The following is a 14,964-nucleotide window of genomic DNA, read 5'->3' as shown; positions in this document are numbered from 1 at the left end:
GGCTTGGAGACATCGTCATAACGATTGTCAGATGGGGCCAGCCATTCGCGTTCGGCGCCCCAATAGGTGTCCTTTTCCGGGTGCCAGATATCTTCGCGGCCACCGCCAAAGCCAAAGACCTTAAGACCCATCGACTCATAGGCCATGGTGCCGGCCAGAATGATCAGGTCGGCCCAGGAAAGCTTGTTGCCGTATTTCTTTTTGATCGGCCAGAGAAGACGGCGCGCCTTATCAAGGTTGGTGTTATCAGGCCAGGAGTTCAGCGGGGCGAAACGAAGGTTGCCCTTGCCGCCGCCGCCACGGCCATCGGCCAAGCGATACGACCCGGCAGAGTGCCATGCCATACGGATCATCAGCCCGCCATAATGGCCCCAGTCGGCCGGCCACCAGTCCTGGCTGTCGGTCATGAGGTTTTTGATGTCGGTCTTGACGGCTTCAAGGTCGAGCTTCTTGAATTCTTCGGCATAGTTGAAGTCTTCACCATAGGGGTTCACCTTGGTGTCGTGCTGGTGAAGAATGTCGAGATTAAGCGTCTTTGGCCACCAGTCGCTTACTGATTTGCCCGTCTCGGTCATGCCACCATGCATTACCGGACATTTCCCTGCGGTATGTTTTCCGTCCATTTTTTCTCTCTCCGTCGTGGCTGAGATGTTTTAAACAGCTCCTGGACCCGTATCGCGTCGCAGTGGGTGCCTTGACTTCGTTCTGGCAAACAACAAATTCCGATCCGTTGTTTACGGCACCCTTTGGTCGTTTCTCCCTGAATTGATTTAACCAAAACCGGCGTGATGAAACCAGATAATATGCGTTAAGGTTTCATGTTGTAGGTAATGCTCAACTCAAAGATCGCAACATGACACGGTCTGTTCAATCCGATGCGATGGGGTTTCCCATCAATGTGTGAAGCCTACCAACAGCAAGTATGATAGGGGAAATAGTTATTTTATGTGTTTATGATAGTTTTTTACGATGACATTTCGTGCGTTTGCGCGGTCATGGTGTTTGGAGGCGGGCTCTGTGATTGACCGGGGATGCTGCAAATTGTATGAGGAATAAAACGCCGCGACAGGTCGCGGAAAACAATTATCAAAGGGCAGGGCGTTGAACGCTTCTTCACAGAATTTAAGCACGACCATGGGGGATCTTTCATGGATCGCGGTTGATTGGGGGACGTCCAATCTTCGGGTTTGGGGGCTTGATGATAGCGGTAACATCCTTGGTACCGTTGAAAGCCCGCTTGGCATGAATGCGATTGCCAGCGATCCGAAACTTTCATTCGAAAACGTTTTAGTCGGTTTGATCGAGGATTGGCTGGCGGCGGATGCGGCAAAGCTGCCTGTGGTGATTTGTGGCATGGCCGGGGCCAAGCAAGGCTGGCTGGAAGCGCCTTATTGCGATGTGCCAGCACGGCCTTCGGATCTGGCACAAGGGGCGGTTGCGCCAAAGGTGAGTGATCCTCGCATTTCGGTTTTTATCCTGCCCGGTCTGTGTCAGCGCGGCGATGCCGATGTTATGCGCGGCGAGGAAACCCAGCTGGTCGGCTTTATGGCAGGACATCCTGAATTTTCCGGGTGGGTCTGTTTGCCCGGAACCCATTCGAAATGGGCCCGGGTTTCAGATGGCAGGATCACGGCGTTTCGCACCTATATGAGTGGTGAAGTCTTTGCGCTGCTGTCGCAAAACTCCATTTTGCAGCATTCGGTGGATGACGGCTGGGACGATGGTGCCTTTGCCGATGCGGTAAGGCGCGCAGCCACACAACCGACGGCATTCTTGCATAGCTTGTTTGGCGTGCGGGCCGGGGCACTTGTTGCGCCCGCTGGTGCTTCGGTGCCGCCGGGGGCATCGGTTTTGTCGGGAACCGTAATTGGTACGGAGGTCGCGGATGTTCTTGGTCTGCTGCAGCCGGGCGAGAATATTGCCCTGATCGGGGCGGGCAAGCTGGCATCGCTGTATCAGGCGGCCTTGGCCGTGCATCATCACAAGGCCGCCCTTCAGGACGGGGCGGCGATTACGCTTGCGGGCCTGCGTCAGGCGTATGGCACACTTATTTCGGCCTCATCGGCCTCAAAGGAAAATTGATCCATGGCACCCTCCTATGTCGCAGAACAGATTACCGATGCCGCAACTGGCAAAAATCACCGTGGCCTGATTGCGATCCTGCGCGGTGTGCAGCCCCATGAGGCCACCGATATGGCGCGCGCGCTGGTCGATGCCGGGATCACGATGATCGAGGTGCCGCTAAATTCCCCCGAACCGCTTAAAAGCATTTCTGCGATGAAAGAGGCGGTCGGGAATGCCGCAATGATCGGGGCGGGCACGGTTTTGACCACCGATGACGTTGCCAATGTGAAGGCGGCGAACGGTGAATTCGTCGTATCGCCCAACTGCGATATCGAGGTGATCGCCAAAACCAAGGAACTTGGTATGGGCTCCTGGCCCGGTGTTTTGACGCCCACCGAATGCTTTGCCGCGATCAAGGCCAGGGCCGACGGGCTTAAGATTTTCCCGGCCAGCATCATCGGCGCTGAGGGCATCAAGGCAATGCGCGCTGTCCTGCCAAAAGATGTGCCGGTTTATGCCGTTGGTGGCGTCGGCCCGGATGATTTTAGCGTCTATGCCAAGGCGGGCTGCGATGGCTTTGGCCTTGGTTCGGGCATCTATAAGCCCGGCATGACGGCGGGGGATGTCTCAAAGGCGGCGATTGCCTATGTCCGCGCGCATGATGCGGTGTTTGGCTGAAGGGCCCGTTCCGGAGCATTCGGTTTTGAAATAATTCCAGATTATGGAAGTGCGTTTGACCCTTGGGGGCGTGCGGGCTAAATTCCTGCCATTGTCTGAATTCCTGAACATGGGAGGATCCATTGGATCTTGGAATCAAGGGCCGCAAGGCCATCGTTTGTGCCTCATCCAAGGGGCTTGGTCGTGGCTGCGCGATCAAACTGGCCGAAGCCGGTGTTGATCTTGTGCTCAATGCGCGTTCCGAAGGGCCGCTTGCTGAAACCGCGGAATATATCCGTGATACCTATGGCGTGAATGTCACAACGGTCGCCTGCGACATCACAACCGAAGAAGGCCGTAACAAGGTTCTGGCGGCTGTCGATGCGCCGGATATTCTTGTGAACAACGCCGGTGGTCCGCCCCCGGGTGTGTGGTCCGACTGGGGCCAGAAGGAATGGGAAGCTGCCGTTCAGTCGAACATGCTCACCCCGATCCTGCTGGCGACTGCGGTTCTGCCGGGCATGATTTCGCGCCAGTGGGGCCGGATTGTGAATATCACGTCAGGTTCGGTTAAATCACCAATCCCGCATCTGGGCCTTTCGAACGGTGCCCGTGCCGGTCTGACCGGCTTTGTTGCCGGGACCTCGCGCCAGGTGGCCAAGGATGGGGTGATTATGAACAACCTTCTGCCGGGCCAGCACGACACGGACCGTATCAATGCGCTGATGACCAACAAGTCCAAGGCCGAAGGCATTTCGCTGGAAGAGGCACGCACCAAAACCCAGGCGGGTCTTCCCACGGGCCGGTTTGGTGATCCGCTTGATTTCGGGGCGACCTGTGCCTTCATGTGCAGCGAGCATGCGAAATTCATGGTTGGGCAGAATGTTCTGCTTGATGGCGGAGCCTTCAACTCCACCATGGGCTGATATGTCGCCTTTCGTCACAGGACGGTCTGCAAACACCCATTTGCTGCGCTTCCGGTGCTCACGTACGTCAAGTACGCTGCGCGCCGGTTCTCGCAAACAGGCATTTTCGACACGCCCTGTGACGAAATCCAACATATCACCAAGAGCCCAACACAAAGGGTGGTGCTAGCATGGCGTCATTCACCTTTGTTTACGTGCTGCGCGAACGTGATTTCAGGCCGGGGCAGGGTAAGGCCACTTTGCCCCGGACCTATGTTGGCTGGTCGACTGATGTCGAGGCCCGTCTTGCGACGCATAATAGCGGCAAGGGGGCCAAGACCACCCGTGGGCGCCAGTGGGAACTGGTTTATGTCGAACGCTTCCGCACATTCGGGCAGGCGATGAGCCGCGAATGGCATCTTAAGCGGGATCGCAAGTTGCGCCGGATGCTGGCGGGCGGTTAGGCCGTTTTTGATGGTGCCCAAATCAGCACTTGCATCATCGCGCCAAGTAACAGATATGTCCCAGAGCCTGTTACGATTAGCTTGCATAACTTTTGTTCGCGTTTGGCGAACCCTCCGGGCCGGGACATTCCTTAGCCCTGCAGCGTCAAGGGTCTTGACCGTAGCACCGCTGCGCTCTGCGACCCTTTCCTTGCTGGACAGAGGACTGCCCTTGGCAAAAGCGGTACAAGCTAATCGCAACAGGCTCTAGCAAATTAGGCATCTAAACCGGGGTATCATTCATCATGGCATTCGTTCGCAAAAATCCGCTGAAACTCAACAAGCTGCAGCTGCGCACCCTTGTGCTCGCACAGGTCATTGCCAAAGACCCCAATTCCGGGAAGATTGACGAGGCCACCGGCGAAGCAACGCTTCTGCGTGTGCCCCACGCCCATGGCGATCATGTTCATGTTGGCAAATTCACAGTGGCCGCCCGCGATGCCAGCGGTTTTGACAACCCGGCTGTCTGGGTCGCACTGACCCGCAAGGGACTGGTCAAGGAAGGTTATCCGGGCAGTATCGTTCTGACCAAGGAAGGCATGGAATATGATACCGGCCTTGGCGACCATTTCCTTGAGGAAAGTGATCACTAGGACTGGTCACAAGGACCCTGACCAAGCCGATACGAAAAGCCCTGCTTGTGCAGGGCTTTTTTAGTCGACCCGGATGAACTTTCCGTCCTGAATGGCCACGAAATAGATGTTGCGATTGCCATCACCAAAGGCATCAAACACCAGCTCCTGATGCAAACCCTGTTGCGGCGGCAGATTTGTCAGGGCGTCTGCAAGTGACTGTTCCGGGTGCTTGGTGCGCAGTGCGGCAAACAGAACCGTGGCAGCGTCATATGTCAGGACAGCGGTATAGCCGGGCTGGCGGCCAAACATATCACTGAAGTCTTTGATGAATTTCTGAAAGCGCGGATTGGTGTCATAGCGATCATAGGCCTGCACCAGTTCCAATCCTTCGACCGCCTCGCCCCCCAATTCAATCAGGGCCTGCGAGCCCGCCCATTCAGCCGCCGCCAACGGAATGTCGGGTGCCAGCTTGCGTATTTCCTGTGCCATGCGGGCGCCATCTGCGCTATTGGTGATCAGGACAATGGTATCAGGATTATTTCTCAGCAATTCGGCGGCTGCGCTGGCGTGTGTGGCATCGTCGACATTGATCCAGACCTTTGAAACCACGCGCCCGTCAAGGGCATCAAGTTCCAGAAGGAACTCACGATACCAGCTATCGGCGAATGCCTGATTTTGTCCGTCAAGGGCAAGAGCGACCCGTTCATGACCCAACGCGATATAGCGTCGGGCATAGGCGCGCGCATTTTCGCGGGTCGTGGAGTTCATGCGAAACAGGTTGTCGCGAAAACCGGCAAAGTCGGCGGCAGAAACGGTGGGTGAAACCGTGACCACACCCAGTTCATTGATCACCGGCAGCATTGCCATACCGATAGAGCTGATGATCGGGCCAACAACCGCATCAACGCCCAGGCGTTTGAATTCACGAACGTGACTTTGGGCAATTTCTGGCGTTTTTTGATCGTCACGGGGGATGATTTCGACCATGCGGCCGTTAATGCCGTCTTCGCCGTTAACTTGCTGGGCTGCGAGTTTCAGCGCATCAAGTGCGTCAGTACCAGCATCTGCACCCGGGCCGGACAGGCCGGCAATGAAGCCGATTTTGATCGGGCCTGACTGATCACAGGCAACCAGCAAAAAGGACCCGACAAGGGCAGCGCATAGAAACTTCAATGATCGCATTCTATTCCTTGCTGTTTTTCCCAAGCGGTCGGGGCGCTTGGCTTTTCGGGCAACGGTTTGCTTTGACGTTTCCTGTCCGGGCGGGCAGGGGTACTTGATAAGCTCGATATGGCTGTTTCACGAATGCGTTTCAAGCTGTTGCCATTGCACTAAAATTTATCAGTCCTGACTTTATGCAAAGTCACGTCTGGCCTGGCTGACGCGCCCAAAGGTCGTCATCAGGCAAAGGGCGCCAAAAATGGCGGAAATTGTGTCAAACCAGGCCGGGAAAACACATATCAGGCATAAAACGAATATCGTCTCGCTGCCTTCGGTGATGCCGGTCAGAAAATAGAAGCTTTTTTTGCCCTGGCTTTGGTCGTCGCTCCGGCCCTGTTTGGCGGCAATGATAGCATACGCCAGAAAACTTGACCCGGTCCCGACAAAACAGAAAATCAGGAAAGCAGCCATCAACGCGTGTTCCGGCCGACCGATGGCAAAGGCCAGAATGATGCCGGAATAAAACAGAAAATCCGATACGATGTCGTAATACCCGCCCAGGTCGCTTTCCTGACTTTTGGCACCGGGATGGCGTGATCGCGGGGCCGCGTGCCGGGCAACCGCACCATCCAGACCGTCCATGAAACGCGATGCAAGGATCAGCGCAAGGGCAGCGTAATCAAGGGTAAGCGCAAGGCAGACTGCCGCCAGAATGCCAAGCAAGAACCCGAACCCTGTGATCATGTTGGGGGTAATGCCCGTGCCCGAAAGCGAGCGCGCAATTGCATTCAGGGGCATATCGATCAGCGGGCGCAGGCGGGCGTCAAACATATGGTTTTTCCGGTTAATGCGTTGGAACGGCGACTATAAGCGCAAGTATGGCTTAATCAAAATCACCAGTTCGTTGGTTTCTGGTGAAGCAGAAGGCGCAGTCGTGCTTAGTCACCTGTCGGGATCAGATAGTAGTAGGGGCCGTCGTCAAGCACGGCATCGTCTGCGTGGCCAAGGTTGTTCTGGCGAATAACAGCCTTAACGTCCTTGATGTATTCTTCACCCCTTTCGGAATAACGGGTCAGGGTCTCTGCAAGGGCGGTTCCCGAAAGCGGCTCTTCATTGGCGATCATTTTCGCACGCTTGTCTCGAAATTCCTGATAGGCCGAACCGGTATTCAGGTTTTTCATATAGGCCCGAACAGACCCGAACGGCGTGTCGAACGCCGCGATCTTGTAATCACCAAGATGGCTGCGCTGTTCTTTTGGTGTGATGCCGTCGTCGCCATACGTCCACTGACCAAATAACGCATTGCCCAGGGCGGCAAAACGCGACGTTCCCCAGCCGCTTTCAATCGCCATCTGGGCCATGGCAAGGGATGCGGGAACCGGTGCAATGCGTTTTTCAAGCTCGGCAATTGTGGTGGGATCGTCGGGGGCGGTTTCAACACGGTATTGTTTGGCCAGTTCGGCAATGATGTCGCTGTCATTATTGTCGATGGCTTCGCGAAGTGCGCGTTGTTGCAGGGCGATTTCCTCGTTTGCAAGCAAGGTTAGCGGTCCGAGTGTGCGAAAGAAGGTGCGTTTCTTTGCTTCGACCGTCAATTGATCGGCAAGTTCGTCACGCCAGACTGTCGGGATCGTTTGCAGGAAAAGGCGGGGGACAACACGTTCGCCAGCGTTCCATTGATCCAGTGTGTAGTTCAGATCATCAAACAGGTGGGCCAGCTGATCATAGCCATGAATATTGACTTCGATGACGTCACGTTCTGCTGGTGGCGGTAAGGTTATATCGGCATGTGCCGTCTGGCCGACAATAACCACAGCTGACAGAACAAGGCCTGCAATCCACGTTTTTATTCGTGTAAGGGTGTTGTTTAACATGGCTTTTCTCCCGCACTTGGTTATGCGAAGTCTAACCCCAAGGGCATGTATTTACCATGTTTTGTCCAAGGCCGGTCAGGCGCGGGAAGAATGAAGCTTTTCGGCATATCGAATGGCACAATCCAGGCCATCAAGGATCGGAACCGGCGATGTCGGTTGCAATTTGCGCTTCATCCCCGCTGTGACAGCACCACCCAGAATGATGATCTCGGCACCGTCTTCATGAACGGCTTTGTCGATCAGCTCGCGGAAGGCCGCGATTGTTCCACCGACGTCCGAATGTGCGCCCAAAACTTCCTGTTCATGTGCGCGTACACTCGCCAGTTGTCTGGTCTTGCCATACTTCTCGACAAGGGCCCGGATGGGGGCAATCCTGTTTCGTTCGCGCCTGTCCGAGGACATGTTCAAGGGACTTGCCCCATGGGTAAGCTGGTTGCTGGGGCGTTTGTTGCACGTCAATATTCTGTGGGGTGATGGCCGCCGTTGCTGGCTCGTCTTCGGTGACCAGTGCGACAATCGGGCGGCAGTTTGATGTCAGCAACCCGCACGACCTGCATGATTGTTCTGACGTCGTCGGTGGCCTTGCCGATGATCCAGAGTGCCGGTCTCGATCCGATCTGGTTTGGCATCTATCTGGTGCTGGTGGTCGAGATGTCGCAAATTACCCCGCCGGTCGGCTTTAACCTGTTTGTTCTACAAAGCATGAGTGGCCGGGACATTCTGACCGTTACCAAGGCGTCATTGCCGTTCTTTTTCCTGCTGTTGTTTGGTTTGATCCTGATCACGATCTGGCCGGAAATCGCGACCTTCCTGCCCGGTTTGATGATCAACAGATAAATCAACGATGCAAAAACACCCCTTGTCACGGACAAGGGGTGTTTTTTGTTTCACGGTGCCGGGATTGGACCGGGGTACGGTCGGGGGATTTATGATCTGTGCGTGGACATCAAGGTGCTAAGTGATGCGCGTTGCAGGCCATCCGCATCAAAGTTTTCAGCTGCCAGCCACGCCTCGAACGCGGCTTTGATTTCCGGCCATTCCTTGTCGGTTATGGAAAACCATGCGGTGTCGCGGTTGCGCCCCTTATAGACCATGTGATTGCGAAACGTGCCTTCATAGGTAAAGCCATACCGCGTGGCGGCGGCACGTGACGGTGCGTTCTGATCGTCGCATTTCCATTCATAGCGGCGATAGCCCAACTCATCAAAGGCGCGCTTCATCATCAGATACATCGCCTCTGTCCCGCCAATGGTTTTCGACAGGGCCGGGGCATAGTTGATATTGCCGATTTCCACCACGCCATTGTTCTGATCCATCCGCATGAAGGCGGCAACCCCGACGGCCATGTTGGTGGATTTGTCGATGATGGTATGCAGCATCGGGTCATCGTTGGCTGTCATGCTTGCAAGCCATGCCTTGTAGGCATCGAAGTCCGCGAACGGCCCGGTCGGAAGATAGGTAAAGCGTGATCCGTCAGACGCCTTGCCGTTGGCCTCAAAAAGTTGCCTTGCATCGCGGGCGATATCAAGCGGGCTTACGATGACGTGGGCACCGATCATGTCACTGCGCGGTGGCAAAGCACATCCGGTCCAGTTTTCAACCGGGTGGCCGACAGGTTTGCCAAAGATATCTTTGTGGGGCTTGGTCATGGTGGTTCCTGTTGGTCTGATAGAGTGTGGTTTCTGATCAGGAGGATGGTTGGAATTGGTCCTCTGTTCCAGTGCCAGTTTTACAAATGTGATGGTGCCAATCGTGGCTGCCAATCAATCAGTGGAAATCATGGCTGTCGATCTTAAGGCGCTTGTGGCTGGTGGTGCTGCTGTCCGGTTTTGAGTCCAGCTGATCAAGATCACCAGCAGGGCGGGATGTGGTGGCAGACGCATTATCCTGTGTGGGCAGGGCGGTGCGCGGGCTGGCCCAACGCAGGTTGCGCGGATGGTTGTTGGCATCGCGCGCGATTTTTGTGTTCTCGCTCATGGATTGCAGCATATGGGTCAGATCGACCAGCTTGTCGGCGATGATATGCGTCACCCCGTCTTCGCGTTGCAATTTGCCGGTCACGCCCAGAACAGTGGCGGTCATCACCTCGCGACGGTGTTGTTCCATCACCTTGCTCCAGACCACAAGGTTGGTGATGCCGGTTTCATCCTCAAGGGTGATGAAAACAACCCCCGATGCCGTGCCGGGGCGCTGGCGAACAATCGCCAAGCCCGCATGGGTCAGGCGTTGGCCGTCTCGCACGTTGGCAATGTCGCTTGCCGTGCACACCCCGGCAGCGCCAAGCGCATCACGCAGCATCGCCATCGGATGGCCCTTAAGCGACAGGCGCAGGCTGGCGTAATCTTCGATGATCTCTTCGCCCGGGCCCATGACCGGCAGATCCACAGGCGCCTCTGCACCGAATTCGGCCGAGACCCCCATATTGTGGTTAAAGTTCTGGGCTGCCTCAAACAGGGGCAGGCTTGCTGGTGCCTTGCGGCCCTTGCCAAACCGTCGCACAGCCCAAAGCGCTTCGCGCCGGGAAAGGCCCAGCGATCCGAACGCATCGGCCTCGGCCAGTTTTTCAAGCGCGGCCGGGCTCAGCCCCGTCTGGCGTGCCATCAGATAGACATCCTGAAAGCCGCCATCGGGCCGGTTGGAAATCAGGGCAAGGGCATCAAGCTCGCCAAATCCCTTGATCTGCCGGAACCCAAGCCGCACGGAATGATACCCCGCGGTTCGGCCCAGTTCGCGTTCCAGCTGATTGTCCCAGAAGCTGTGATTGATATCGATTTCAAGCACGCGCACGCCGTGATTGCGCGCATCATTGACCAGTTGTGCCGGGGCATAAAACCCCATCGGTTGCGAATTCAGAAGCGCGCATAAAAACACATCCGGGTGATGGCATTTCAGCCAGGACGACGCATAGGCCAGAATGGCAAAACTCGCGGCATGGCTTTCGGGGAAGCCATAATCAGCAAAGCCTTCGATCTGTTTGAAACAGCGTTCGGCAAATTCCATGTCATAGCCGTTTTTAAGCATGCCATTGATGAACTTGGTCCGGTGTTCGCCAATGGTGCCGGTGCGCTTGAACGTTGCCATGGCACGACGCAGGTTATCGGCCTCTCCGCCGGAATAGCCCGCCGCGACAATGGCGATCTGCATCGCCTGTTCCTGAAATAGCGGCACACCGCAGGTGCGTTTCAATACCGCTTCGAGTTCCGGGGACGGGTAGTCGACCTTTTCGCGGCCCATGCGCCGCTGCAAAAACGGATGGACCATACCGCCCTGGATCGGGCCGGGGCGGACGATGGCGACCTGAATGGTCAGATCATAAATGCTTTGCGGTTTAAGACGCGGCAGCATGCTCATTTGCGCGCGTGATTCCACCTGAAAGGTGCCGATACTGTCGGCCTTTTCCAGCATGCGATAGGTGGCCCGGTCTTCCTTGGGCAGGGTGGCCAGATCATAATCGATGTTCTTGTGCGTGCGCAGCTCATCCAAGGCCTTTCGGATGCAGGTCAGCATGCCAAGGGCCAGGATATCGACCTTAAGGATACCCAGCGCATCAATGTCATCCTTGTCCCATTCAATGGTGGTGCGGTCCGCCATGGCGGCATTGGCAATCGGCGAAAGTTCACAAAGCGGCCCGCGCGTGATGACAAAGCCGCCAACATGTTGCGACAAATGGCGCGGAAAGCCGGTTAACTCGCCCGCGATATCGAGAACGGCCTTGAGGCGCGGTTCATCGGGATGAATGCCGGATTGGCGCATCATATTGTCATGCGCGCCCTTGCTGCTGGATCCCCAGATGGTTTTGGTCAGTTTGACGATAGTGTCTTCGGACAGGCCAAACACCTTGCCGACATCGCGAATGGCGCTGCGCGATCGGTATGAAATCACCGTGGCGGTCAACCCGGCCCGGTCGCGGCCATAGCGTTCATAGATGAACTGAATAACCTCTTCGCGGCGTTCATGTTCAAAATCGACATCGATATCGGGCGGTTCATTACGTGCATTGCTGATGAAGCGCGAAAACAGCAATTCCACCTTGTTGGGATCGACCGAGGTGACATGCAAACAAAAACACACCGATGAATTGGCAGCCGACCCGCGCCCCTGACACAAAATGCCACGGGACCGGGCAAAGGCGACAATGTCATGCACGGTCAGGAAATAGGGGGCGTAGCCCAGCTCGTCGATCAGTTTAAGCTCTGTCTCGATCAGGTTTTTGACCTTGTCGGGCACACCATCGGGATAGCGTTTATGCGCGCCTTCCCAGGTCAGGCGGGTCAAACGTTCCTGGGTTCCTTCACCCGATCCGTCATTTTCATCGGGGTATTCATAGCGCAGCTCATCAAGGCTGAAGCTGCATTGATCGGCAATCTCGACGGTGCGGGCCAACCAGTGCGGGTGACCCGGAAACAAACGGGCCATTTCACGCGGCGATTTGATATGGCGTTCGCCATTGGGGAATAAACGGTATCCGGCATCCTCAATCGTGCAGTGATGGCGAATGCAAGTCAGGACATCCTGCAATGGTTTGCGCGATCGTAAATGCATATGCACGTCATTGGTCACCACGGCCGGAATGCCAAGATCGGCCTCGACCATTTCGGTAAATTCCAATCGTTCGCTGTCAAACCCGTCCATAAACCGCCCGACCGCCAGCCAAAGGCGATCTTCGAAATGCGTTTTCAAACTGATCAGCTCAGAGCGAAAGGCGTCACCCGGCACCTGTGGCGGCACGGCGATAAACAGCAGGCCTTCGCCATGGGTGACGATATCGGCAAGATAAATCTCGCACGATCCCTTGGGCGCGCGGCGCTTGCCAAGGGTCAGCAAGCGGCACAGCCGCGCGTAAGCCTGCCGATCCGTCGGATAACACAGCAAGGATGGTCCATCCATCGGGTCCAGCCGACAGCCAACAATGTAGTTCAACCGGTCGGCATAATTGCGATGGGCGGTATGGCCGCGCACCACCCCGGCCAGCGTATTGTGATCGGTAATCGCAATTGCATGCAGGCCCTTGGTGGCAGCGGTCAGCACCAGTTCCTCCGCATGCGAGGCCCCACGCAAAAAGGAAAAATTGCTGCTGACATGCAGTTCGGCATAGGCCGGATCGGCTGTACTGTTGGTTTGCTTGGTCATGGCATCAAATCACATCACCCGGCAAACAAACCATGCACCGACCAGATATCCTGCCCGGCATGACCGCTGCGAAACAGCCAGATCAACCGGCCTTTCTGATCGCAAATGCGGAAATAATCGCGTGTCATATGCGACAGGGCGTAATTATCCCGGTCCAGATGGGTCCACCATTCCGGGCAGATGCGCTCTGGCCCGTCCGCACGCAGAACATCAATCATCATCTTGCGCCAGCGTAGCTTTATTGGCGCGCCGGTTGCACTGCGTTCCATGACATCGACCGGTTCAGGCGGATCAATCAGACGCACCGGGCGTTTGGGCAAGGGCGCATCCGCAAGACGTGCCGGTTTGATTGTTCCGGTCGGCGGCTGCCGGATGGCGGCCCGTTCGGGCAGGTGGCTGGCATGATGGGCCGGGCGATACAAAATGTCCTTGGGGCCCAGATGGTGGGCAATGCGATCAAGCAACTCGGCCAAGGCAATGGCATCGCTGCTGTCATCCTGCTTGCGATCAAGGCGGACCTGACGAAAGGCAACATGTTCGACCCACGGGGCATAGACAATCACCTGTTCGATGCCAAACCCGGTATCAACACCGGGCATCTTTTCCGCGAGCAATCGCAGGATATGGCTTTCGGACTGGCAGGGCGTGCCAGTTGTGGTCGTGATGGTATGGGTATGGCCATCGACCCGAATGGACCGGACGATCAGGCGCCGCAGACCAAGGTTTTCATCGCGCAGTTTGGCGCAAAGCTCGGCCACCATGCTTTCAATCGCATGCGCCAGCGTGTCTGCACTCCCCAATGGTTCGCCAAAGCTTTGTTTGATCAGCCACGGCGCATCGGGCAGCTCGAAATTCAGATGTTCGGGCAGGCGGCCATAAAACTGATCAAGGCGATGCAACACATCCGGGCCAAGGCGGGTGGTGATATTGGCACGCGGCAGGGGCGTGATATCGCCAAGGTGTTTCAGGCCAAGACGGGCCAGAACCGCGATGATGTCATCAGATAGCCGCAGACACGATACCGGAAAACCCGCTGCAACCCCGTGATCACGCGGCAGGGATAAAATGCGTTCGTTCCATGGATGGCAACGCGCCGCGGCCCATGCCGCCCCGGCGGTATCGGCAATGGCGGCGCGGGCAGCAATGCCCTGGGCTTTCATGTCGCGCAGGATCTGTTTGATCATCGCACTTTCGCCGCCAAACAAATGACTGCCGCCAGTGATTTCAAGCCACATGCCCGCATCCCCATCAAGCCCATGCGCATGCAGGTCCCGATCCGGCGCAATCCATGGGCTATAGCGGTCCATGAAGCGCACCAGTCGGGCAAACTTGCCATCGCAGAGTTCTGGCTCTTCAGGGCTGTCCTGAAGATCGGGCAGGATACTGCGCGCATCAGAAAGGCGCATGCCACCGTGCAATCCTGCCTTTTGCGCCGCTGCATTCAGGCCACAGACCAGCACACCCTTGTGGTCACTGCGGGTGATCACGTGCGGGGTGGCTTGTGCCTTTGAGGCCTGTGGGGCAGTTTTCTGACTGTCAACATCGCGGGGCTGATCAGGCGTGGAGGTGCCTGTCTTGTGTTGAGGCTTCTGACAGTCGGTTTTCCAGTGGGTCAGCCACAGATAAAGAAAACGTTGTTGCATCGGTTTTGACTTTCCAGCTTCCCGGTCGGACCCCGCGTCCCCCGATCAGGCTGAGATGATGGTCGTTTCCTGTTGGTCGTTCTGTTGGAGCGAATGCGTTTACAGGTGTGATTTGCCAGCGCGTCCAGGCGCTTGAGGTCGGAATGCGCCCGTTTCTGGCAAGCGGGCGCAAAACAATGATGCGTGTGCCGCCACTTTCACAGGCCAGTTGCAGGCGCCGGGCGGTGGTCAGGTCATAGTCGGTGGTTTCAATGATCACCGCACGGACCTGACCGGATTTTGCCACCTCCTCACAGGTCCAAAGGGCGGTGGCCTGTTGATCCACCGTCATCATCAACGGTTCGGTTTCAAGGGCCGCCATCGGCAGGGACAGGGCATAAAAACCGCCCTGATCCAGCGCGCGACGCTGCCGGATCCAGAAGATGCCCTTGCCGGGTGGCGGGGCAGATGGG

At 56.5% G+C, this 14,964-nt stretch carries 14 protein-coding genes and 1 pseudogene; 6 read left to right on the top strand and 9 right to left on the bottom strand.

The annotated features are described in order from the left end of the window. Positions 1–623: peroxidase family protein (locus B2R48_RS15520; RefSeq protein WP_349676150.1), on the bottom strand; the 623-nt coding region annotated here is incomplete at its 3' end. A 511-nt stretch (positions 624–1,134) separates the two neighbouring features. Between B2R48_RS15520 and B2R48_RS15515 the strand changes: the two genes are divergently transcribed. From B2R48_RS15515 to B2R48_RS15495, 5 genes are all read left to right on the top strand, one after another. Next, entirely contained in the window at positions 1,135–2,082 is a 948-nt protein-coding gene (locus tag B2R48_RS15515) for a 2-dehydro-3-deoxygalactonokinase (protein WP_297002219.1), read from the top strand. A 3-nt stretch (positions 2,083–2,085) separates the two neighbouring features. Then, entirely contained in the window at positions 2,086–2,742 is a 657-nt protein-coding gene (locus B2R48_RS15510; RefSeq protein ID WP_297002216.1) for a 2-dehydro-3-deoxy-6-phosphogalactonate aldolase, read from the top strand. Positions 2,743–2,864: 122 nt separating this feature from the next. Beyond that, positions 2,865–3,647 carry an SDR family oxidoreductase gene (locus tag B2R48_RS15505; protein WP_297002214.1) on the top strand — a complete coding sequence of 261 codons (783 nt, stop codon included), beginning with the start codon at positions 2,865–2,867 and terminating at the stop codon, positions 3,645–3,647. Positions 3,648–3,817: 170 nt separating this feature from the next. Next, entirely contained in the window at positions 3,818–4,090 is a 273-nt protein-coding gene (locus B2R48_RS15500; RefSeq protein WP_297002211.1) for a GIY-YIG nuclease family protein, read from the top strand. Between the two features lie 284 nt (positions 4,091–4,374). Then, positions 4,375–4,722 (top strand): hypothetical protein, encoded by a 348-nt coding sequence (locus tag B2R48_RS15495; protein WP_062957574.1) that lies wholly within the window; start codon positions 4,375–4,377, stop codon positions 4,720–4,722. Between the two features lie 60 nt (positions 4,723–4,782). Here the strand turns inward: B2R48_RS15495 and B2R48_RS15490 are convergent, their stop codons facing one another. The 4 genes from B2R48_RS15490 to B2R48_RS15475 all read right to left on the bottom strand — a co-directional run bounded on the left by B2R48_RS15490 (position 4,783) and on the right by B2R48_RS15475 (position 8,141). After that, positions 4,783–5,886: an ABC transporter substrate-binding protein gene (locus B2R48_RS15490; protein ID WP_297002207.1), complete on the bottom strand. Its 1,104-nt coding sequence runs from the start codon at positions 5,884–5,886 to the stop codon at positions 4,783–4,785. A 171-nt stretch (positions 5,887–6,057) separates the two neighbouring features. Beyond that, entirely contained in the window at positions 6,058–6,696 is a 639-nt protein-coding gene (locus tag B2R48_RS15485) for a CDP-alcohol phosphatidyltransferase family protein (protein ID WP_297002204.1), read from the bottom strand. Between the two features lie 107 nt (positions 6,697–6,803). Next, the gene (locus B2R48_RS15480; RefSeq protein WP_297002201.1) at positions 6,804–7,739 is read right to left on the bottom strand and encodes a glucosaminidase domain-containing protein; all 936 of its coding nucleotides are present in this window, start codon (positions 7,737–7,739) and stop codon (positions 6,804–6,806) included. Positions 7,740–7,814: 75 nt separating this feature from the next. Then, positions 7,815–8,141, bottom strand: a complete 327-nt coding sequence (locus B2R48_RS15475; protein ID WP_297002198.1) for an aspartate/glutamate racemase family protein — start codon at positions 8,139–8,141, stop codon at positions 7,815–7,817. 153 nt (positions 8,142–8,294) lie between these two features. Between B2R48_RS15475 and B2R48_RS15470 the strand changes: the two are divergent. Continuing rightward, positions 8,295–8,576, top strand: a pseudogene (locus B2R48_RS15470) (TRAP transporter large permease subunit); the annotation flags it as partial. 89 nt (positions 8,577–8,665) lie between these two features. Here B2R48_RS15470 and B2R48_RS15465 read toward each other — a convergent pair. The 4 genes from B2R48_RS15465 to B2R48_RS15450 all read right to left on the bottom strand — a co-directional run. Beyond that, positions 8,666–9,388 carry a GNAT family N-acetyltransferase gene (locus B2R48_RS15465; protein ID WP_297002193.1) on the bottom strand — a complete coding sequence of 241 codons (723 nt, stop codon included), beginning with the start codon at positions 9,386–9,388 and terminating at the stop codon, positions 8,666–8,668. Between the two features lie 118 nt (positions 9,389–9,506). Next, positions 9,507–12,869 carry an error-prone DNA polymerase gene (locus tag B2R48_RS15460; protein ID WP_297002186.1) on the bottom strand — a complete coding sequence of 1,121 codons (3,363 nt, stop codon included), beginning with the start codon at positions 12,867–12,869 and terminating at the stop codon, positions 9,507–9,509. A 14-nt stretch (positions 12,870–12,883) separates the two neighbouring features. Further along, on the bottom strand, positions 12,884–14,512 hold the full coding sequence (locus tag B2R48_RS15455) for a Y-family DNA polymerase (RefSeq protein WP_297002183.1): 1,629 nt from the start codon (positions 14,510–14,512) through the stop codon (positions 12,884–12,886). Next, on the bottom strand, positions 14,424–14,964 hold a 541-nt coding region (locus B2R48_RS15450), incomplete at its 5' end, for an ImuA family protein (RefSeq protein ID WP_297002181.1). The genes B2R48_RS15450 and B2R48_RS15455, both read right to left, overlap by 89 nt.

It is taken from the genome of Thalassospira sp. UBA848 (assembly GCF_002295455.1).
Classification (GTDB): domain Bacteria; phylum Pseudomonadota; class Alphaproteobacteria; order Rhodospirillales; family Thalassospiraceae; genus Thalassospira.
The sequence above is the reverse complement of the archived record's forward strand: the minus strand, read 5'-3'. Positions and strand labels throughout refer to the sequence as shown.

Excerpts from the sequence above, each read along its gene's own strand:
- B2R48_RS15485 (WP_297002204.1), bottom strand. The coding sequence starts at position 6,696 with ATGTTTGACGCCCGCCTGCGCCCGCTGATCGATATGCCCCTGAATGCA.
- B2R48_RS15500 (WP_297002211.1), top strand. The coding sequence starts at position 3,818 with ATGGCGTCATTCACCTTTGTTTACGTGCTGCGCGAACGTGATTTCAGG.
- B2R48_RS15480 (WP_297002201.1), bottom strand. The coding sequence starts at position 7,739 with ATGTTAAACAACACCCTTACACGAATAAAAACGTGGATTGCAGGCCTT.
- B2R48_RS15475 (WP_297002198.1), bottom strand. The coding sequence starts at position 8,141 with ATGTCCTCGGACAGGCGCGAACGAAACAGGATTGCCCCCATCCGGGCC.
- B2R48_RS15460 (WP_297002186.1), bottom strand. The coding sequence starts at position 12,869 with ATGACCAAGCAAACCAACAGTACAGCCGATCCGGCCTATGCCGAACTG.
- B2R48_RS15515 (WP_297002219.1), top strand. The coding sequence starts at position 1,135 with ATGGGGGATCTTTCATGGATCGCGGTTGATTGGGGGACGTCCAATCTT.
- B2R48_RS15510 (WP_297002216.1), top strand. The coding sequence starts at position 2,086 with ATGGCACCCTCCTATGTCGCAGAACAGATTACCGATGCCGCAACTGGC.
- B2R48_RS15490 (WP_297002207.1), bottom strand. The coding sequence starts at position 5,886 with ATGCGATCATTGAAGTTTCTATGCGCTGCCCTTGTCGGGTCCTTTTTG.
- B2R48_RS15455 (WP_297002183.1), bottom strand. The coding sequence starts at position 14,512 with ATGCAACAACGTTTTCTTTATCTGTGGCTGACCCACTGGAAAACCGAC.
- B2R48_RS15465 (WP_297002193.1), bottom strand. The coding sequence starts at position 9,388 with ATGACCAAGCCCCACAAAGATATCTTTGGCAAACCTGTCGGCCACCCG.
- B2R48_RS15495 (WP_062957574.1), top strand. The coding sequence starts at position 4,375 with ATGGCATTCGTTCGCAAAAATCCGCTGAAACTCAACAAGCTGCAGCTG.